Below are 21033 nucleotides of genomic sequence, written 5' to 3' on the forward strand. Positions count from 1 at the left end.
TGGAAACCCGGGTGCTGCAGGAATGCAACCATCAAAGTAGATTCGAATCAAGAGCAGCCGGGCGGCGGCTGGCGGCGAGTGGCTGCAGATTCATGCGCCGTGCCCTCTCACAGCCGGCGGAGATGAAATCCGCCATCGACATTGATCACTTCGCCGGTGGAATAAGGCAGCAGGCCCTCGGCAATCGCGACCACCGCCATCGCCACGTCCTCGGGCAGACCCCAGCGTTGCAAGGGGATCAAACCGCCCTGGATCAGACCGTCGTATTTGTCTTTCACCGGACTGGTCATGTCGGTGGCGATGATGCCCGGCCGGATTTCATAAACCCCGATGCCGTGCGCTGCCAGGCGGTGTGCGAACAGTTGGGTCATCATCGCCACGCCGGCCTTGGAGAGACAGTACTCCGGGCGGTTGAGGCTGCTGGTGTAGGCACTCAGCGAGCCGATGTTGATGATGCGCGGCGCGGAGATGATGCCCGCCGTCTGTAACGCGATCATTCTGCCGGCCACAAGCTGGGTGAGAAAAAACGGCCCCTTGAGATTGACCGCCATCACTTCGTCGTAACTGGCTTCGCTGGTGGCGAGCAGATCCGTGCGCTGGCGCGGTGCCATGCCGGCGTTGTTCACCAGCAAATCGAGGCGCTGATATTGCCGCAGCGTTTCCTCGACCAAGGCGGCGCGGCCGGCAGCCGCGCTGATGTCGGCCTGCACACTGTGCGCGCGGCCGCCGGCTTGTACAATCGCCTCCACCACCGCCGCGGCGGCCGGTGCATTGCGGCGATAGTTGACCACGATGCTCCAGCCGCGGCCGGCGAGTGCCAGCGCGATGGCGCGGCCAATGCCGCGGCTGGCGCCGGTAATCAGAGCCACTCGGTTCATTGCGCGCCTCACGCACTGGCCTGTTGCGAATCCGCCCCCCACACGTTGGCCACCGCTTCCAGGAAGAAATATTCCCCCCACATCACGCTTTCATCGACGCCCAGACCTTTGCGCCAGTGATAGATGCCGTGCTTGAGAATGCCCTCCCAGCCGGGCGTGTCGTGCGCGAGAAATTCCGGCGTGGTGAGCGTGTCCAAAATGCGCCGGCTGTACTCACGATACAGATGCGCGCGCGCGGGATCGCCGGTGAGGCCGGCGAGCTGCCACAGGCCACCGGCCGCGATCGCCGCCGCCGAGCTTTCGTAGGGGAGTACGGGAGCGGGCTCGTCCCAATCGTTGGGCGGCACACCATGCGCGGGCGTGCGTTCGATGTAAAAATTGGCACAGGCTTCCGCGGTTTGCAGAAAGCGCGACTCCCTGGTGAAGGCATACACCGTGCCGAAACCATACAATGCCCACGCCAAACCGCGGGCCCAGGAGGAATCGTGGCGCCAGCCCTGATGGGTGGTTTGCCGCAGAAACGCCCCGCTCGCAGGATCGAAAATACCTTCATGGGCGGTGCTGCCATCGCCGCGCACCAGGTATTTGCGCGTGGTCAGGCAGTGCTGCCGGGCGATCTGCCACAGCCTGTCGTCGTGCGTCTGCTGTGCGGCATAGAAGATGATGCCGACGTTCATCATGATGTCGATGAACAGACTCTCCGGCGCGACAAAAGAGCACAGATATTGCCCCTTCTCCTGGAAGCGCAGCGCCAGCGTGCGGCCGGCCGCGATCACGGTCTGCTGAATCGCCGGATCACCGGTCAAATCATACCAGCGCTTCCAGGTTGGAAAAAACAGAAAACCGAGATCGTGGACAGTGCGGTCGTGTTTGCGAGGTTCAATCAGGCGGGAGTAATGCTCGGCCTGGCGGCGCCACCACTGCTCGCGGTTGTGCGTGTAGAGCAGCCACAACTGCCCGCCGAGAAAGCCCTCGCACCAGTTGGTCCAGGCCTCGCCACCATGTTTCCATCTGCCGTTTTGCGTGTAGATGGGGAAGAAGTCGGGATGTGTGGTGATCAAATGATGCAGTTGTTTCTCGGCAAAGGCGAAAACGTTTTCGCGCTTGCGTTGCAGGTCGGCTGGCGGCACGTCAGGTTCTCCTTGGCTGATCTGTTCGCTTGGTGTGGAGATGCCTGGTTACAAATTCTCGCGGCGGTTTTCTTGGTAGTGCAGGTATTCTTTTTTGGCCTTTATGGCATCCGGGCGCCGGCCCCGGCGCTCGTGACGTTCGGCCAGTTTGTCGATGATGGCACGCGAAGGCGCAAGCAGTAAATGCCAGGCCTGTTGAAAGCCCTCGCCCAGGCTGAGGCTGCGCACCGGCCAGATGACGCGCATGACATGTTTGATCGATTTCGACACCGGCTCATCGACACGTTGCAACAGCAACAGCGTGGCGAGGCGCAACAGGCCGGCGGTCAAAAAGAGAAAATGGAAATGCGCCCAGTGCAGGCGGCCATACTGCCATTCCCAGTCCGCAAAGATCATGGCCAAAGCGCCGCCCAGCAGCGGCGCCACCGTGGCCGCGATGCCGGCCACCGTGCCATCCACCGCGATGTAATTGGCACGGCGGTTGGCGGGCGCCAGCTTGTAAACCAGATTGGGAATCGCCAGCGTATTGCCAGCATCGAAGACGCCGAGCAAATGCAACACAATGTAAAGCCCGATGCTGTCCGGCGTGGTGAAGAGCCACAACATCGCAAACACCACCTTACCGATCAGACAAATCTGCAACACCGGTTTGTTGCCGAAGCGGTCGATCATCCAGCCCCAGGGCTTGAGTGCCAGCAAGTTGGTGAGCGTGGCCAGCATGACCATGGTGGAGACGAAGAAATAGCTCAGACCCGCCTGGGTGAGCATGTACACGCCATAGAACGTGCCGGCAATGCCCATCGCCAGGTCATAAACGATGCGAAACCGCAACAAACGGCGAAAATTCGGATCCCGCAGGGGAATCCGCAGCACCTCCCAAAATGTGTGGCGGGGGGATGAGGGTGAAAACGGCGCGTCTTCCATCCGGTTGATGATGCGCACCGCCCACAATCCAAAGGCCATGCCGATCAGGGTGAGCAGGACAAAGCCCGTCGGCAGCGGCGCAAATTGTTGCGCCTGCCACCAGTCAATGAATTTCCCCGCCAACACCCCGACGACGACACCCAGCGCGCCGCCGGCAAAGTTGCGCTGCGCGTAAAAGCGGCCACGCACTTTTTCGGGCACCAGATCCACCAGCCAGGAAACCCAGGGCACCAGGCTGTACACGCCCAACCCGGCGGAAATGGCAAAGAGCAAAAGAAAAAGCCAAAGGCGCCAGGGTGCGAATGCCGGCAGATTAATCGCAGCCACGACCGCAATCCCCAGCCACAGCAGTCGTGACCAGGCCGCAAAGCGCACCGCCATGGCCTTGCGCCCTCCGTGCTTTTCCAGGCGGCGAAAGGCGCGAATCTGCAACAGGTTCGCACCCACCTGCAGGGCGGCCAGCAGGCCGATGTGAAACTCATTGGCGCCCAGACTGAGCGCAAAGCCGGTGAGCACCACGCCGCCGGTCAACACCACCATGATGCCGGTGAGTGCGCCCTCCCAAAATGAAAGTTTCATGTTGCGCAGGTTGCCCGCCGAACCGGCCTGGTCCGCCGTCAAATCAAAATGAAACGGAGAGAGATCACGCAGACGCATAGACCCGATCACAGTCGCAAAACGATATGAGGCCGGCCCGGTGCGCGCCCGTCAGCGCCGCAGCGCAGAGAAGCAACCGGCTTTGCAATCACATTAACAGATTTCCTCTAACTTTCAAGCAGGGGAAAGGCGAATTTTTTTTGCCAAAAAGGCATGGATTTTGGGAGGGAAGATTTCAAAATTGATTTTGTTGTGAACGGAATCATGCGGTGTTATTCGGCGCGATGAACCGGCCCGGCTGCGCCATCTCCCCGGCGCACCCATCAACCACAGGAACTCTGACATGACTCTTCGTAATGCTCTGCTCCAGACCAAATGGCTGCAGCTTGCACCGCAGGCACTGCCGGTTGAGGAAACCTGCGCTGCCGAACTGCAACAGTTTTTTCCACAGCTTCGCGTGCGGCACGCGCCCGGCAATGAGGAGCCAGCCCTCCGGCTCGCGGTGGCGCATCACGCCTCTTTTGACACAGGCCGGATTGTAGCGGCAGCGCCCAACGGCCCGCACTGGGCATTCGTGCGGGTCAGTGCCGCCGGCGCGGGCGAACTGGTGACCTCGCATCCCGCCTTGTTGTTTGCCTACACCCGGCGGTTGCTGGAGGACTGGATCGACCTGCCACAGGCGGAGTTTGAAACCGGCAAATATTTCACCGCAGCCTTTCGCTGGCACCGGCCGCTGTTCGATTATCTCCTGACGCAAACCTGGCGGACAGCACGCGCGTTCGATCCCGCCGCGCACATTCGTGAGCTGGCGCGGGCTGGCTACACCCATGTGGAAGTGAACGGCCTGGCCATGCCCGTGCCCTTCGAAGATCCGGTGGCGGGCGAATATTATTCGCAATTCTATTCCTATTGTCCCGCCCTCGATCAATTCGTATCGAGTGAGCTGAATCGTGGTCTCTATCCGGTGGAATACCTGACGGCCAATTTGAATTTGCTGGTGCGCCATGCCGGCCTCGGCCGGAAATACGGCCTGGAGCCGGGACTGCTATGCTTCGAACCACGCTCGGTGCCGGAGAAATTTTTCCACAAATATCCCACGCTGCGCGGTGCCCGCGTCGATCATCCCTATCGCAGCCGCCGGCCGCGCTTCGCCATGACCCTCGCCCATCCCCTGGTGCAGGCCCATTACCGCGAGATGATGCAAAAGCTGCTGCATGCCGTGCCCGACCTTTCCTACCTCAGCATCTGGAGCAATGACAGCGGCTCCGGCTTCGAGTACACCAGCTCGCTCTACGTCGGCCGCAACGGCGGGCCGTATTTGATCCGCGAGTGGCGCACGCACGAACAGATCGCCGAGGTCGCCGGCAAAAACGTCGTGCGCTTCATGAAACTGCTGCGCGAAGCCGCCGCGCAGGTGAATCCGGAATTTCGGGTCGCGCTGCGTCTGGAGCCGTTCAAAGTGGAACATGACGTGATCATGGCGCAGCTCGAAGATCATCTCGATATCGAGGTGCCTTCCCTGCTGGTGCGCGGTTATGACCTGCCCTACCATCACGAGAAGTATCCCGAGGTGACGGGCATAGCCGGCAGCGTGCATCATCTGCATTTGGAGCCGCAGGAGAAACAACTGATCGCCGCGCACCAGCAGCGTGGCATTGCCTCCCATCTCATCTATTCCCACGGCAACGGTTACAATTTCGAGCCGCTGCTCGGGCTGCCTTATCCCGTCATGATCTGGCAAAAGCTGCAGGCGATGCGCCGGAGCGGCGTCGAGTATGCCGCCAATCTCGGCGGCTTCACCCCCGCCAGTCTGGCGCCTTATCACATCAACCAGGAGGTCTTTCGCGCCTTCATGCTCGATCCCGACGCCCGGCTCGAAGAAGTTCTGCAGCACAAAGCCCGGGAGTGGGCTGGTGCCGCGGCCGCGGATCAGTTGGTCGATCTCTGGCGGCAGAGTGACGACACCGTGCAACATCTCCCGATTCTGCCGCTGTTTTCCAATTTCGGTTTCGTGTGGCTCAGGCTCTGGGTGCGGCCGGTCATCCCCGATCTGCTCGCCATTCCGGAGGCGGAGCGCCGCTACTACGAACAATTCATGGTGAGCACGAGCAACAACACCAACCTGGTGGATTTGGGCAAGGATGTGCTCTTCGAGCTCGTCACGCAGGAGTCGGGGCAGCAGTTCGTGCAACGCGTCGATGAATATGTCTGGCCGCGTTTGCAAAAGGTGGTGGCCCGGGCGCAGCAACTGGCTGATGATCCCGCCTTCTCGGAACAGGCGCGGCGGGTGTTTGTCGATCAGCGCGACCGGCTGCGCGGCTTGCGCTGCTGGGTGGGAGCCTTGCGCAGCCTGGCGGCCTGGGTGGCGGGTGTGCACGGCTATCTCGCCGCCGTGGAAGAGAGGCAAAAGCAAAACTGGCGCGCTTATCTGGATGACATGATCACGCGCGACCTGCAAAACACCAGGGACTTGCTCGAATTGTGGGAAACCAGCCGGGTCCATTTCATGGTGGTGTCGCAAACCGGCGAAACAAGCTTCCTCTACGGCGAAAATTTCGGCGACTTGCTGCGCCGCAAGATCGCCCTGGTCGAACAGTATCGCCACGTCGAGCCCGCCATCGACATGAACATCATGTGGAAAGTCTGAGCGGCGACCGGCATGCCCGCCTGCCGATTCACAAAAGGATTCCCGCAACGGCTGCGCTGCCGCCCTGTAGGCGTCGGAGTTTTCCGCACGGCGCAGGGTTTCGTTTCCCCGGCTCAGCCGGGACGGGAACATTTGCAAACGGGGGCCTGGGCCAGTGCACGGGCTTGCCGGCGCCTCACCGGTTCTCTTGGAGCATGACTGCAATGAATTCCATGAAAATCTCCCGGCTGGAAAATCGCTGGGATGACCAAGCCTGCCGCGGCTTGAGTGAAGCGCAATTGTTGCTTTACCGTTCCAACCTGCTGGGCTCGGATCTGCGCATCACCAACTACGGCGGCGGCAACACCTCCGCCAAGATTTTCATGCCGGACCCGCTCACGCGGCAGCAAGTCGAAGTGTTGTGGGTAAAAGGCTCGGGCGGCGATCTCGGCAGCATGAAGCTGGACGGTTTTGCCACGCTTTACCTGGACAAACTGCGCGCCCTGCCGGCGCTGTATCGCGGCCCGGCGTTCGAGGATGAGATGGTGGCTTATCTGCCGCATTGCACCTTCAATCTCAATCCGCGGGCGGCCAGCATCGACACACCGCTGCATGCCTTCATCCCCCATCCCCACGTTGATCACACCCATCCTGATGCCATCATCGCGATTGCCGCGGCCCGCGACGGCGAACGCCTCACCGCCGAAATCTTTGAAGGTGAACTCGGCTGGCTTCCCTGGCAGCGGCCGGGTTTTGATTTGGGTTTGAAGTTGCAGGCACTCTGCCAGGCCCGGCCCCATCTCAAAGGTGTCATACTCGGCGGCCATGGTCTGTTCACCTGGGGCCAAACCTCCAAAGCCTGTTATGAACAAACGCTGCGCGTCATTCAAACCGCCAGCGACTATCTCGCCAGCCATCGCCGCGGGGAAATTTTCGGCGGACAGAAATACGCCGCCCTGACGGAGACGCAGCGTCGCGATTTTGCCATCACGCTGTTGCCCGTGCTGCGCGGCAAGGTCAGCCCCGCGCTGCGCAAAATCGGCCATTTCAGCCAGGCGCCGGAAGTTTTGGAGTTCGTCAACTCGCACCGTGCAGCGGAGCTGGCGGCGATCGGCACCTCCTGCCCCGATCATTTCCTGCGCACCAAAATCCGGCCGCTCCTGCTCGACTGTGATCCCGGCCGCGAAAGCGCCGCGAGCCTGCTGCCCCGGCTGGACGCCCTGCTGGAGCAATATCGCGCCGAGTATCAAGCCTACTACACGCGCTGCCGCCGCCCCGATTCGCCCGCCATGCGCGACCCCAATCCCGTGGTGATTCTGGTGCCGGGCGTGGGCATGCTCACCTTTGCGGCGGACAAAGCCACCGCCCGCATCGCCGGCGAGTTCTATGTCAATGCCATCAACGTCATGCGCGGCGCCACCAGCGTGAGCGAATATGTCGGCATTCCGGAGCAGGAGGCCTTCAACATCGAATACTGGCTGCTCGAAGAGGCCAAACTCCAGCGCCTGCCCAAACCGCGCAGTCTGGCCGGCCGGGTGGCGTTGATCACCGGCGCGGCCGGCGGCATCGGCATGGCCACTGCACGGCGCTTCCTGCAGGAAGGCGCCTGCGTCGTCCTCACTGACCTCGACGCCGGGGCGCTCGAGCAGGCCTGTCAGGAATTGCAAAATGCCTTCGGCAAAGACAACGTGCGCGCGGTCGTCACCGATGTCACCAACGAAGCTGCCGTGATCGCCTCCTTCCGCCAGGCAACGCTGGAGTACGGCGGTTTGGATATTCTGGTCTCCAATGCCGGCCTGGCCTCCGCCTCCCCGCTGGAGGAGACCAGCCTGGAGCTGTGGGACAAAAATATGAGTGTGCTGGCGACCGGTTATTTCCTGGTGGCGCGCGAGGCCTGCCGCCTGATGAAGCAGCAGGGCCTGGGCGGCGCCATCGTCTTTGTCGGCAGCAAGAATGCGCTGGCGGCCTCGCCCAAAGCGGCGGCTTACAACACCGCGAAGGCCGCGGAACTGCATCTCGCGCGCTGCCTGGCTTTGGAAGGCGCCGAGTTTGGCATTCGCGCCAACGTGGTGAATCCCGATGCGGTGCTGCGCGGCTCGAAGATTTGGACCGGCCAGTGGCGCAGGCAACGGGCCGAAGCCTATCAGATCAAAGAGGAGCAATTGGAAGAATTCTACCGCCAGCGCAGCCTGCTCAAACGCAGCGTCTTTCCCGAGGACGTGGCCGAGGCCATCTACTTCTTTGCCTCGGAGCTGTCTGCGAAATCCACCGGTAATGTGCTCAATGTCGATGCCGGCCATGCCGCGGCGTTCACGCGCTGAGTTCCCTGGCCACGTATGGCTAAACCCGGCAGACCACGCCTGCGCCAGCATGGCGTGCGGCGCGGCCTCCCGTGCGCGGCCGGGCAACGGCACCAACTCACCAACGGGCCCCGGCACTGGCACGGCCTTTCACAGCGTCACCATTTTAGGGAGGCGGTGATGAATTCATCCCTCATAAGCAAGGCCTACGATCTTGCCCGCGAGCGCTATGCCGAATTCGGCGTGGACACGGAGGCGGCGCTGGCGCAACTGCAGCAGCTTTCCATTTCGCTGCAGTGCTGGCAGGGAGATGATGTGGCAGGCTTCGAACGCGCCGGCGCGGCACTGGCGGACGGCGGCATTCAAGTGACCGGCAATTATCCCGGCAGGGCGCGCACCGCGGACGAATTGCGCGCCGACGCGGAACAAGCCTTCGCCTTGATTCCCGGCCGGCATCGCTTCAATTTGCATGCGATGTACGGCGAGTTTGGCGGCCGGCAGGTCGATCGCGACGCCATCAGCATCGAACATTTTCAGGGCTGGATCGACTGGGCGGCGAGCCGGCAGCTCCAACTCGATTTCAACGCCACATGTTTTTCCCATCCCCTGGCCGCCGGCGGCTTCACGCTGAGCCACCCTGATCAGGCGGTGCGTGCCTTCTGGATCGAACACGTGCAGCGCTGCCGTGCGATCAGTGCCGGGATCGGACGCCGCCTGGGCAGTCCGTGCCTGCACAATCTGTGGATTCCCGACGGCATGAAGGATTTGCCCGCCGATCGCTGGCGTCCGCGCGCCCGCCTGCGCGAATCGCTCGATGCAATCTTTCAGACGGCTTATTCGCCCGGGGAAATGAAGGATGCGCTGGAGGGCAAGCTGTTCGGCCTGGGCAGCGAGGCCTATGTCGTCGGCTCACATGAATTCTATCTCGGCTATGCCCTGCGCCACGGCAAGATCATCTGCCTCGATCTCGGCCATTTTCACCCCACCGAAGTGGTGGCCGACAAACTTTCCGCACTGTTGCAGTTTTTCCCCGAGCTGCTGCTGCATGTCAGCCGCGGCGTCCGCTGGGACAGCGACCATGTCGTGATCCTCAACGACGAGGTGCGGGCGGTGGCCGAGGAGATCGTGCGCGGTCAGGCACTGACCCGCGTTCATCTCGCGCTGGATTTTTTTGATGCCAGCATCCATCGCGTCGCGGCGTGGGTGATCGGCACGCGCGCCACGCTCAAGGCGCTGCTGCTGGCGCTGCTGGAGCCCCGCGAGCAATTGTGTCAGCTCGAAGCAGCGGGCGATTACAGCGGCCGGCTCGCCTTGTTGGAGGAAACGAAAACCCTGCCGTTCGGCGCAGTGTGGGATCACTACTGCCTGCGAATGAATGTGCCCCCGGGCATGGCCTGGCTCCAGGAACTGAAGCAGTATGAAAAGGAAGTGACGAGCAGGCGGGAATGAGGACATGACCAAATTACGTTCGAGAACTCACCCCGCCACGCGAATAAGCCACAACGCAATGCAAATCGCCAACGATTGGCTTGTTTGTATTGGCTGGAGAATTTTCGCGCTGCCAGACCGGTCGAGTTCTCAGTTTGTGTGGAAAGTCTGTGGAAGCAACAAAAGGCTCTCAAGCTCAGAATAGAATTCCAAGAGTTGGTGTGGCCCCAGGGCGTCAATTTTCAATAGCACTACAACGTTAAGTTGGCACCTCCACCCCCAATGTCATTCTGTAAGAATCTTCTTGAGTGCTTGGGATAATGCCAGAATAAGCATCAATCCCGATACTCAGGAAGATTACCACGAAAATGCCGCAGCGCAGGCTTCCAGCCTGCTGCAGACAAGAGGTCTGCGCTACATTTTCATTCCGCTGGGTGACAGGATGGCAGGATTTGCAGGATTTCAAAAAAATCGTGTTGATCCTGTTAGTCTGTCAAAAACAAAGGCTGCCGGGAAGCGGCCCCAGTTTTCAGCTTGTCTGAAATCTGGCGGGGCCCCTTCCGCTGTTCATCCTGCCTCCTTTCCTCTTCAAGCCCGCAGCAATGCCAAGATGATTTCCCCCGCCAGTTCGATCTCGCCCAGGCGAATGTGTTCGGCGGCGGTGTGCGCCTGCGCAATATCGCCCGGGCCAAACACGAGGGTCGGGATGCCCGCGCCGCACAAAATGGAGGCATCGGTGGCATAGTGTGCGGTTTGCACCTGCGGCTTCCAGCCGGCGGCGTGACAGGCCTGCACCAGGCTGCGACATGCCGGACTGTTTTTCGCGACGTACATACCCGGCACCTGCAGGTATGGCGGCGCGATGTCATATCCCGTCATTCCCTGCAACGCCTGTTCGATGCCGGCGCGAATCGTGTCATAATCATCGCCGGGCAACAGGCGATGATCGATTTCCATCGTGCAGGTTGCGGGGACGGTATTGACCGTTTCACCGCCCCAAATTCTTCCGAGATTCACGGTGGCCGGTCCCAACTCCGGATGCACGCTCCCGCCCAACCGCCGGCTGTAGTCCTCCAACCGTCGGATCACTTCTCCCATTTTGTAAATGGCACTTTCTCCCAACCAGGGCAGGGCGGCGTGCGCGCTCCTGCCGTGCGTCACCAGCAGAAAGCGGCACACGCCTTTGTGCGCATGAATCACCTGCAGCGAGGTTGGCTCACTCGCAATTGCAAAGGTCGCAGCGATGCCGCGCCGGGCCAGTTGTTTGGCGCCGCTGAAGGAAAATTCCTCGTCATGCACGGCGGCCAGAATCAGGTTGCGCGCCCAGGCGTGGCCGGCCTGCAGCATCCGCTCGATGGCATACAGGTACACGGCGAGACCCGATTTGGTGTCGCACGATCCGCGGCCGAACAACAGGCCATTTTCGATCTTCGGATCGAACGGCGCGATGCTCATGTTCTCGTGGGAAACCGTGTCCATGTGCGCTTCCAGCAGCAGCGTCTCGCGCCGGCCGGCGTCGATGCGGGCAATGACGTTGGGATGCTCGGGATCAGGCGCCTCCACCTCCACAGCCACGCCCAGGGCCGAGAGAAACTGCGCCACATAAGCAGCCACCTGTTTCTCCGAGTAAATTTCGCCCCGGAGATTTTTGCCCATGGGATTCACCGAGGGAATGGCAATCAAATCACGGGCGATGGCAATGGCACGATGCATTGCTCCGGCTCCTTTTTGTGTTACAGTTCACCCAATGCCGATGCGGGATCTGGTTCTTGTCAAAGGGGCGGTTGCAATCGCCGGGGCATTTATGCGAGGCTGTTTTCCCGGCAGCGAGACAGCCCGGACGGGACAGACCCCGCTGGCGGACCGGCGCGGGCGCGACGGGCAAAGAGACCCATGATGTGGCACGGTGCAAAACACGGGCAGGCGTGCGCAAGCTGTGCGTCCAGCGCCCCACCAGTCAACCGGCCGTGCCAGGCCTCAGGGCTGCAAATTGAAATGATCGAGCCGGTGTGCGATTTCGCGGGTGCGCTGATAGAGCAGCAAATAGTCCTGATAGAGTTGATCGTAGCCGTGTGTGCGGCTGCTCCTGGGTTGAATGATGTTTTTGGCGCGCACCCAGTGGGCGAGGTCATCGCGTTGCAGCACGCCGGCCGCCAGCCCCGCCAGGAACGCATCGCCATAGCTTGCGCCAATCGTCACTTCCGGCACGATTTGCGGCACGCCGGCGATATCGGAAACGATTTGCAGCCACACCGTGCTTTTGGTGCCGCCGCCCACCGCCACGATCCGCTTCACCTCCGCGCCGACTTGCTGGAACGTCTCGAGGTTGTGACGAATGCCATAGCCCACGCCTTCCAGCACCGCGCGAAACAAATGCGCGCGCCCATGTGCCAGCGTGAGACCGGCAATAATCCCGCGCGCTTTGGGATCATTGATGGGCGTGCGCTCGCCGCTGAAGTAGGGCAGCACCAGCAATCCGCCTGCGCCCGGCACCACTTTTTCCGCCTGCTGAAACAGCGTCGCATAAGCGGCTTCATCTGGCAGATCAGGGGCAAGCTCATCGCGAAACCAGCGCGTGAGCGAGCCGGTGGTGGACATGCCCGCGGCGAGATTGTATTGCCCCCGAAACGCACCGGCCACGGTCCACATGCGCGGATCGGGGGTTGGCTTGCCGATTACCAGGATGAAAAAGGCGGTGCTGCCGTACATGATCATCAAATCACCGGGCTGCACCGCGCCAACACTGATGGCTTCGCTCAGCGCGTCGACCGCACCCACGGCCACCGGCGTTCCAACTTTGAGGCCGGTTGCGGCTGCGCCCAATGCGCTCACCTGACCGGCAACTTCATCACTCCAACCCAAACGCGGCAAACGGTCGAGCGGCACGACCGCATCAGCAAAGCGCGGTGACCATACCAGCTTGGAAATATCCATCAGCGGCATGTAGTGGCTGGCGGTGTGGCGATCCATCACTTTCTCACCCGTCAAGCGGTAAATGAGATAACTGCTGGCGGTGGTGAGATGCGCGGTGCGCTGCCACACCTCCGGCTCATGGCGCTGCAGCCAAAGAATCTTCGGTCCGACGGCCTGACTGCTCAACGCCATGCCCGAGAAGGCGTAGATATTGTCTTCACCGAGTTTTTGGTTGAGCCATTCAATCTCCGCGCCGGCACGCGCATCGACACCATAGAGAATGCCCTTGCGCAACGGTTTGCCGGACTGATCCAACGGCAGCAGGCAGGGTCCAATCGCGCTCACTGCCAGGCCTGCAACGTCATCACCGGAGTAGGGATGGCCGTCCAGCAACGCGCGGCAAATCTTGACAACATCGCCCCACCAGACGGCCTCGGCATCCTGCTCCGCCCAACCGGGGCGCGGGACCTCCATCTCATGCTCGACCACTTCGGTTCGCAAAACTTTGCCGTCAGGCTCAACCAACACACCCTTGCTACTGTAAGTGCCGACGTCAATTCCAAGTAAAAGTGATCCCATATCAACCCACCTTTACTGTGCCGCACAGCCGCACGGTTAATCCCATTTCCGCGAACATTGCCGCCTTGGCTGCCAGAGCTTGATCAGCAGCTTTTGCATTGGGAGCGTAAGCCACTTGCACGTGATTGGATTTGTGCTTTGCCATCATCTGGTCACGCGAGACACCGTGCAACACAGCGTGCATGATCGGCCATTGCGGGGTGGTGGCCTGCCAGCGCCGGGCCGTTTCTTCCGCAGGCAGGGCGACGGCGGTGCCGCGGCCGAGATCGACGTACAACCGGCCGCGTTCCACATACACCCGGCTCCAGACAATTTCGCCCGGTTTGCTGACGCCTTTGAGCGTGCCGCCCCCCAAACGAAAATACATCGGCGGCTGCCGTTCCGAAGTGGCGCCGGCATATCCGCCAACCAAATGCGAGGCGGGCGCAGCGCCGGAAATCATGAACACCCAGACAAAATCGTCGATGCCGTCGCCGTGATAAGGCGCGCCCCAGCGCACATCATGCAGGGTGGTGGCGGGATCAAAGCCCATCGCCCGCCAGACGCGATTGGTCACCAGCGCATCCACGGCACTGCCTTCATCCACCTCATTGAAATGCGGCAGCGCCTGTCCGGCAAACAATTCCTCATTCGTGCCCCTGCGAAAAACCGGCGGCCGCTCGACATTGTTCAAAAGCCCCTCGGCGAGATCCGAGGCGGGCGCCATGTCCTGCAAGCCCTGCTGATATTGGATGCCAATGGCGTCACAGTGAAACTCGGCGGCGAGGCGCACGGCTGCAATGTACATCTTCAATTGCTCGTGAACCTGGGCATCAGTCAATTCCGTCTCTTCATTGGTGCCGGTAATGAACCGCATGCCGCGTTGCTCCAGCCAGCGACGCGCTTGCAGGGCCTCTGCCTCCGTCACCTCGCGCATGGCCGCCACCAACGCCGACTGGCTCAGGCGTTCCTTGTACAGGCCCGCCGGGTTCAGCAACTCATCCTCGATGATGGCGTTGTACATGCCCATGCAGCCCTCGTCAAACACGCCGAGAATGGCCTTCTCCCGCTGCAGTTGACGCGCCAGCGCCGTGCCGAGGCGGGCCTCGGCTTTGGGCAGCTTGTCGGGGTTCAACGGCCGGACGTGGGAGAGATCATGCCGAATCCTGCCGGTTCGCAGCCACTGCTGCACGCCCTTCAGAAAAAAAGCATCGGTGAAATTTTCACTCCAGATCGTGCTGTAAGCCACGCCCATCTTGGTGAGGGAACCATTGAGATTCAACAGGCCGACCAGACCCGGCCATTGCCCGCTCCAGTTGGCAACCGTCAAAATCGGGCCGCGATGATCGCGCAAACCCGCCAGCACATGATAACTGTACTGCCACACCGCTTCTGCCACAATCAGGGGTGCCTCCGGTGGAACCCGTTGCAACACGTCCATGCCCATGCGTTGATTCCAGATGAATCCATGTCCCAGCGCAGGATTGTACTCATGCGCACGGATGACTTTTGCACCCATTTCCTGCAAAGCGGCGACCAGGCGCTGCTCCATTGCCATTTGCGCCGGCCAGCAGGTTTGATTGGCAGCGAGACGCAAATCGCCGCTCGCGATCAAATAAACTTCTCCGCGTTTGCATCGCGGCGGTTTGCGCAACCGGGGAACAAGATAGGATTGCATTAGGGTCGCTCCACTTGGAATGAGACGTTGTCCGGAAGTATGCCATTCGCTGTCACGGTTATGCTCTTTGGGTACGGCGGATTGCAACAGACTGCAAAGAAATTCCGCGCGACTGTCCCAAAGGAGCATCATGTGAAAGCGAAGGCCGGCACCCTGGGGAAAAGTCAAACACAGCCCCGCCCGCCCCACCGGGACGACGGGCTCCAGCACAAAAATACCCCCACGAAAACAGAGATCCCTCGCGAAACCATTTCGCGAAATTTCTTTTGTGAAAAGAAGAAACCGATGTCTTGGTCAAACCGGCATTTTTTTTATTTCTTCCCCGCAGGGTCTGGTGTTCGCGGTGGCGATCTTTTTCCTGGCACATGTGTTCCCCTTGAGTACGGCAGTTTGCAACGGACCGCGCGGTGATCCCGAAACAAACTTACCGGGGGATTTCATTTTCTTGGGAGAAAAGAAACCTCGTTTTCGTTCACGCCTGTGACTGCTCACAAACTTATTCGGCGGCTTCCATCAACTTCACCAGCCGAGACAGGCTTTCCTCGTAGAGTTGCTGCAGTGCCGCCACCTCGGCCGCCGGCAGCGAAGCCAGTTCCACAGTATTCTCGATGGCCTGCTGCACTGTCTTGATGCCGGGGATGACGGTGGTAATCGCGGGAAAGCTGAGCACGAAGCTCAAGCTGAAAGCCACCGGTGTGAGTTGCAGGCGCTGCTGGATCTGCCAAACCGGTGCCAGCGCCTGTTCCGCCTCGGCCAGAAGCGCCGGGTTCAGGCGAAAATGCCGATGATCATCGGCGGGAAAACGGGTGTGACGGTTGAATTTGCCGGCGAGCAGACCGAACTGCAGCGGCATGCGCGCGATGATGCCGTAACCCTGTGCTGCAGCACGCGCCAGCAAACCGGTGGCGCGTTGATTGATGATGTTGAAGACGAGTTGCAGCCCGTCGCCCAGACCGCGCTGGAGCAGAAATTCCGCTTCCGGGAAAGGATTGAAGGTATTGAGGGAGACTCCCCAATAGCGAATTTTGCCCTGTTCCTGCAGGCGGATCATGGCCTCCAGGCATTCGCCGTTCTCCAAATGCGGCACTTTTGCGGAATGCAATTGGTAGTAGTCGATGGTGTCGCGCCGCAGCCGGCGCAGGCTGGCTTCGCATGCGGCAATAATGTGCGCGCGGGAATAATCGAGCACCAGGCGGTTCTCCCGATCCAGGCGGTGCCCGACTTTGGTGGCGATCAGCATGTCAGGGCGGTTGCCGAAAGCCCGGCCGATCAGGGTTTCGGAATGTCCCAGCCCGTAGAAATCCGCGGTGTCGATGAAATTGACGCCACGCTCCGCCGCGGCATGAAGCGCGGCCAGCGATTCGGCATCATCCACTTTGCCCCAGCCAATGGGCCGGGAGCCGGCCATTGCCGGCCCACCAATGCCCCATGCACCGAAACCGATCTCACTGACCTGCAAGTCCGTCTTGCCGAATTGTCGGAATTTCATAGTAAGCTCTCCTCTCACTTGCTGACTGAACTTTGCATGTTGGTTGCTGTTGTCTGGAAGAGATGGTGTGTTCGCAAAACGCCGTCAGCAGTTAACTGTTTGTAGACAGACAGGGGAATCTTGCATGTCTTTAAGCTCCTTTGGCAAGTGGCCTGTGGAATTTCTCATGATCTGGCACGGCTTTTTGAAAAAGACCAAGCAGGTCGCTCCTGACGGAGTTGTCAGCGCGTTGGTCTGCGGAATTTTTTCTGCACAACCCTTTGCGTGGTTGGGCATCACGATCAACTCCGCGGTCCCCGCGAAGAGGATCAAACTGGGTGTAAAATTCGGGAGAAATGGAAGTGTTGCCGGGGTTGCCTTGCTGCTGCGCACAGGTCAGTGGCCGGAAGTCACCAATTATTCCTTTGACAATTTCACGCACGGCGATATATTGCTGCAGCTCAAACGGGCGATTGCCGCGACAGCACAGCGAGGCGTCGGCTTTCCCGCAACACAATTCTGACCAGCAACGGATGGCATCATGGCTCGCTTTGATCGCATGACAGTTTTGCGCACCATGCTGGACAGTGGCTTGGTGCCGGTGTTCTATGAATCCCAGCCGGAGGTGGCGCAGAAAGTCGCCGCGGCCTGTTATGCCGGCGGCGCACGGCTGCTGGAATTCACCAACCGCGGCGAGGCCGCGTTGCCGGTGTTCACGCAACTGGCTGCCTTTGCCGCTGCCAATCTTCCGGAATTGATTTTGGGGGTCGGCTCGATTGTCGATGCGCCGACTGCCGGGTTGTTTATCGCGAGTGGCGCCAACTTTGTCGTGGGGCCGGTGTTCAATCCCGAAGTCGCCAGGCTGTGCAACCGGCGTAAGATCGCCTATTCACCGGGCTGCGGCAGTGTCAGTGAGATTTCGGCGGCCGAGGAATGGGGCGTGGAAATCGTGAAGATTTTTCCCGGGGCGCAAGTGGGTGGCCCGGCATTTGTGAAAGCCGTGCTCGGACCGATGCCGTGGACTCGCATCATGCCCACCGGCGGTGTCGAAGCCACGAAAGAAAGCGTGCAGGAATGGATCAAGGCCGGCACCGCCTGCCTGGGGATGGGCAGCAATCTCATTCGCAAAGAGCTGGTCAAAGCCGGCGACTTCGACACGATCCGTGACAACGTCAGTCAGGTGCTGGCCTGGATCGCGGCAGCCCGGGCCAAGTGAGGCATGCCAACGCCCGCAGGATGAAATTGACATTCGCCGGGGCCGCACACCTGCCCCCGGCGTTTTCCACGTCTCTGTATTGATCTGCAAGGCATCAAAGTATGACGGTATTGCCCCTCACGCCAGTCCCGCTGCCGCGAGCGCCTTCTCCACCTCCTGCAGAAACGCCTTCTTGCCGGCGGGCGAGCGGATGTCCAGCTTGTCGGCCGCGATTTGGTGAATGGGAATGCCGTACTTCTTCTCACACACCAGCGGGAAGGTGGAGTAATAGGCATTCAATCCCGCCAGAAATGCTTCATCGATGCCGCGCTCTTCGGCGCGGCCGCGCCGGCGGATGCGCTCGAGCAGGGTTGACACCTGCTCGACGCTCAGCATCAGAATGAGATCGGGATGCTGCAGATCCCGCTGCAGCCGGTGGAAGTATTCAAAATACAAATCCAGCTCGCGATTGTCCATGCAGCCCAGGCCATGCAGATATTTGGCGAAGATTTCCGGATCTTCGTACAGCGTGCGGTCTTGAATGCAGCTTTTGGGCACAGTCCGGATCAGTTCATGATGCTCGACACGACGGATGAGAAACTCGAGCTGCAAAGTGAACGACCAGCGCCGCATGTCGGCATAGTAGTCCTTCAGAAAACGATTGTCGATCACCGGCTCATCGAACAGTTCGAAATCAAAATGCTGGCTGATGAGTTTGGCGGCGGTGGTTTTGCCGGCGCCGATGTTGCCGGCCATCGCCAGGAACAGCTTTTTGGCGGAAGTCATGCCTGCCTTTCCAAAGTGAAAATGCCATCATTACCACAAAAATGCCCTGGTGCGGCTCTCCCGTCTGCTGTGTTGGCAGAAAAGAAGTCTGTACTCCGTTTTCATCCCGATGGGTGCCCATACGGGCATGGCAATTACGCAGCAGACCTTCAGGATCGGCGCTTGTGGGCACTACTGCGAAAGGTCATTTTCATTCTGATGGGTGCCGCGTTACGATTTATCTACACAAATCAAAATAGAACCTTAAAATAAAATTGCAAAAGCTAAACTGAATGTGTGCCAACGGACTGATCATTGTCATGGTGCTGTCATCTGTCAACTGTGAGCGTTTCTCAAAAATGGGGGGATAATTCATTCAATTTACCAGTATGACTCTGCGGCGCGCCAACCAAGCAAGAATTCCCGGCAATGGTCTGCGATACAAAGCGATTATCGCACACCTTCAGGCTGTTTGACAAGTGTTGAATCCGAAAACCCGGGGGCAAACAAAACAGCAAGCAAAATCCCTCAACAGAGACTTTTTGTCCAAAGAGCGCTGCCCCGCCATTACCGGAGCTTGAACAACAGCGGGAGTTCGGGCAATCTCCGGCTCTGCTGGTGCGGGGTTCATTTCAGACGAACACAATCAGCGGGCGAAAATGCAAATCAACCAGTGGCTGGCACTCCATCTCCCGGCTATCGCACTGCTGGCCATTGCCGCGCCCGGGGTGCTGGCCGCGGACAAAACCGTGTATCTTCGCGCCAACCAAATCGGCTATCTGCCGGAAGATGACAAGATCGCGATTGCATTTGCGCAGCACTCGCTGGCGCGCAGCCGCTTCGAGATCATCGATGCCGCCACCGGCAAGCGCGTGTGGGGGCCGCAAACAGTCGGCGAAAATGCCGGTGCGTACGGCAATTTCGCCTTTCACTACCGCCTGGATTTCACCGCCCTGCGGAAAGCCGGCCGCTACAAAGTGCGACTCAGCGGTACGACCTTCGAGTCATTACCCTTCAATATCGAACCGGAAGCCTACAACCAGCACCATGAGCTGCTGCTCGCCTACCTGCGCCAGCAGCGCTGCGGGTACAATCCCTTTCTCGACGAAGTTTGTCACCGCAAAGACGGCCGCACCATGGATGGCCCGATGCCGGACAGCACCTTCATCGAGGTGAGCGGCGGCTGGCATGATGCCGGCGACTATCTGCGCTATTTGCTCACTTCCAGCAATGCCGTTTGCCGCCTGCTCTTTTCCTACCGTGAAAATAAAGGCAAATTTCAGGACGCCTATGATGCCCTCGGCCACCCCCGGCCCAACGGCATCCCCGACATTCTCGATGAAGCCAGATGGGGCCTGGATTGGATGTTGAAAATGCATCCCGCGCCCGATCAGCTCTTCCATCAAATCGCGGATGATCGTGATCACCTGGGTTGGGACTTGCCGCATGAGGACACCTCGGACTATGGCTGGGGGCCGGGCAGCTATCGCGTGGTCTACTACGCCACCGGCAAGCCGCAGGGGTTGGGGCAATATCAAAACACTTCCACCGGCATTGCCAATCTTGCCGGCCGTTATGCCGCGGCCATGGCCATGGCTGCCGACATTTGGCAAGACGACTTGAAGGATGCCGCGTTTGCGGGGCAATGCCTCAAAGCCGGGAGGGAAGTTTATGAGATGGGCAAACGCCAGCCCGGATCGTGTGAAGGCGTGCCGTGCCGCGCGCCTTATCGCTATTATGAAAAAACCTGGGCGGATGACATGGAATGGGGCGCGGCGGAGCTGTTCAAAGTGACGCGTGCGCCCTCCTATCTCGAAGAGGCAAAAAAATTCGCCCGCCTCATCAACACCATCTCCTGGATGGGTGCGGACACTGCCAATCACTACGAGTATTATCCCTTCGTCAATCTCGGACATTATGCCCTGTATCCGCTGGTGGACAGGGCCTGGCAAGACACACTCGCGGGTTATTATCGCCACGGTCTCGAGGCGGTTCTGCGGCGCGCCCGGCAAAATCCCTACCGTATGGGCGTGCCCTTCATTTGGTGTTCGTTCAACCTGGTGACGGATTTCATCGCGCATGGCCTGGCTTATGAGAAAATGACCGGTGACCGGCAGTATCATCAATTCATTTTGGAGAATCGCGACTGGCTGCTGGGCCGCAATCCCTGGGGCATCAGTGCTTTCGTCGGCATGCCAGCGCAGGGTGGCAACACACCGCAATTCCCCCACAGCGTGATTGCCGACAAAACCGGTCGACCGATCATTGGCGGCTTGAATGATGGTCCCGTGTACGCCAGCATCTTCAAGAGCCTGAAAGGCATTCGCCTCTCGCGTGAGGATCCCTATGCGGCATTTCAATCAGAGCTGGTGGTCTATCACGACGACCGCTGGGATTATTCCACCAACGAGCCGATCATGGACGGCACTGCCAATGCTTCGTTTTTCCTGGCACATTTCGCGCGTGACGGCGCCCGCTGACCGCCGGCCGTGCGCGGCGCAACGGTGTGATGGCAGGATGCAACCGCGCCGCCCTGCCGCCTCCGGTCGCAGCCGCCCGGCCATCACTGCACG

At 60.1% G+C, this 21033-nt stretch carries 14 protein-coding genes; 6 read left to right on the top strand and 8 right to left on the bottom strand.

Annotated elements, in window-relative coordinates; all coding sequences use genetic code 11:
* Positions 1 to 107 precede the first annotated feature (107 nt).
* The 3 genes from ONB52_20495 to ONB52_20505 are packed head-to-tail and all read right to left on the bottom strand — an operon-like array spanning position 108 to position 3589.
* Complete coding sequence (locus ONB52_20495) at positions 108 to 878, bottom strand: 3-ketoacyl-ACP reductase (GenBank protein ID MDZ7418512.1); 771 nt, start codon at positions 876 to 878, stop codon at positions 108 to 110.
* 8 nt (positions 879 to 886) lie between these two features.
* Complete coding sequence (locus tag ONB52_20500; protein MDZ7418513.1) at positions 887 to 2008, bottom strand: glycoside hydrolase family 88 protein; 1122 nt, start codon at positions 2006 to 2008, stop codon at positions 887 to 889.
* A 48-nt stretch (positions 2009 to 2056) separates the two neighbouring features.
* Positions 2057 to 3589, bottom strand: a complete 1533-nt coding sequence (locus ONB52_20505; protein ID MDZ7418514.1) for an MFS transporter — start codon at positions 3587 to 3589, stop codon at positions 2057 to 2059.
* 283 nt (positions 3590 to 3872) lie between these two features.
* Between ONB52_20505 and ONB52_20510 the strand changes: the two genes are divergently transcribed.
* The 3 genes from ONB52_20510 (at position 3873) to ONB52_20520 (ending at position 9904) form a co-directional block, all read left to right on the top strand.
* Entirely contained in the window at positions 3873 to 6176 is a 2304-nt protein-coding gene (locus ONB52_20510; protein MDZ7418515.1) for a hypothetical protein, read from the top strand.
* A gap of 203 nt (positions 6177 to 6379) precedes the next feature.
* Positions 6380 to 8476, top strand: coding sequence for a bifunctional rhamnulose-1-phosphate aldolase/short-chain dehydrogenase (locus ONB52_20515; protein MDZ7418516.1), 2097 nt, complete (start codon positions 6380 to 6382; stop codon positions 8474 to 8476).
* Between the two features lie 159 nt (positions 8477 to 8635).
* Entirely contained in the window at positions 8636 to 9904 is a 1269-nt protein-coding gene (locus tag ONB52_20520; GenBank protein ID MDZ7418517.1) for an L-rhamnose isomerase, read from the top strand.
* A 567-nt stretch (positions 9905 to 10471) separates the two neighbouring features.
* Here the strand turns inward: ONB52_20520 and ONB52_20525 are convergent.
* From ONB52_20525 to ONB52_20540, 4 genes are all read right to left on the bottom strand, one after another.
* The gene (locus ONB52_20525) at positions 10472 to 11596 is read right to left on the bottom strand and encodes an ArgE/DapE family deacylase (protein ID MDZ7418518.1); all 1125 of its coding nucleotides are present in this window, start codon (positions 11594 to 11596) and stop codon (positions 10472 to 10474) included.
* A 264-nt stretch (positions 11597 to 11860) separates the two neighbouring features.
* The gene (locus tag ONB52_20530; GenBank protein MDZ7418519.1) at positions 11861 to 13375 is read right to left on the bottom strand and encodes an FGGY-family carbohydrate kinase; all 1515 of its coding nucleotides are present in this window, start codon (positions 13373 to 13375) and stop codon (positions 11861 to 11863) included.
* A gap of 1 nt (position 13376) precedes the next feature.
* Positions 13377 to 15032: a fucose isomerase gene (locus tag ONB52_20535; protein MDZ7418520.1), complete on the bottom strand. Its 1656-nt coding sequence runs from the start codon at positions 15030 to 15032 to the stop codon at positions 13377 to 13379.
* 496 nt (positions 15033 to 15528) lie between these two features.
* Entirely contained in the window at positions 15529 to 16521 is a 993-nt protein-coding gene (locus ONB52_20540) for an aldo/keto reductase (protein ID MDZ7418521.1), read from the bottom strand.
* Between the two features lie 124 nt (positions 16522 to 16645).
* On the opposite strand from ONB52_20540, the gene ONB52_20545 reads away from it, so the two are divergent.
* Both ONB52_20545 and ONB52_20550 read left to right on the top strand, forming a co-directional pair.
* Complete coding sequence (locus ONB52_20545; protein ID MDZ7418522.1) at positions 16646 to 17023, top strand: hypothetical protein; 378 nt, start codon at positions 16646 to 16648, stop codon at positions 17021 to 17023.
* Between the two features lie 18 nt (positions 17024 to 17041).
* Positions 17042 to 17716: a bifunctional 4-hydroxy-2-oxoglutarate aldolase/2-dehydro-3-deoxy-phosphogluconate aldolase gene (locus ONB52_20550; GenBank protein ID MDZ7418523.1), complete on the top strand. Its 675-nt coding sequence runs from the start codon at positions 17042 to 17044 to the stop codon at positions 17714 to 17716.
* Between the two features lie 117 nt (positions 17717 to 17833).
* Here the strand turns inward: ONB52_20550 and ONB52_20555 are convergent, their stop codons facing one another.
* Entirely contained in the window at positions 17834 to 18481 is a 648-nt protein-coding gene (locus ONB52_20555) for a deoxynucleoside kinase (protein ID MDZ7418524.1), read from the bottom strand.
* A gap of 638 nt (positions 18482 to 19119) precedes the next feature.
* On the opposite strand from ONB52_20555, the gene ONB52_20560 reads away from it, so the two are divergent.
* On the top strand, positions 19120 to 20940 hold the full coding sequence (locus ONB52_20560) for a glycoside hydrolase family 9 protein (GenBank protein MDZ7418525.1): 1821 nt from the start codon (positions 19120 to 19122) through the stop codon (positions 20938 to 20940).
* Positions 20941 to 21033: the final 93 nt, after the last annotated feature.

This window comes from candidate division KSB1 bacterium (assembly GCA_034506255.1).
Taxonomy (GTDB): domain Bacteria; phylum Zhuqueibacterota; class Zhuqueibacteria; order Zhuqueibacterales; family Zhuqueibacteraceae; genus Coneutiohabitans; species Coneutiohabitans thermophilus.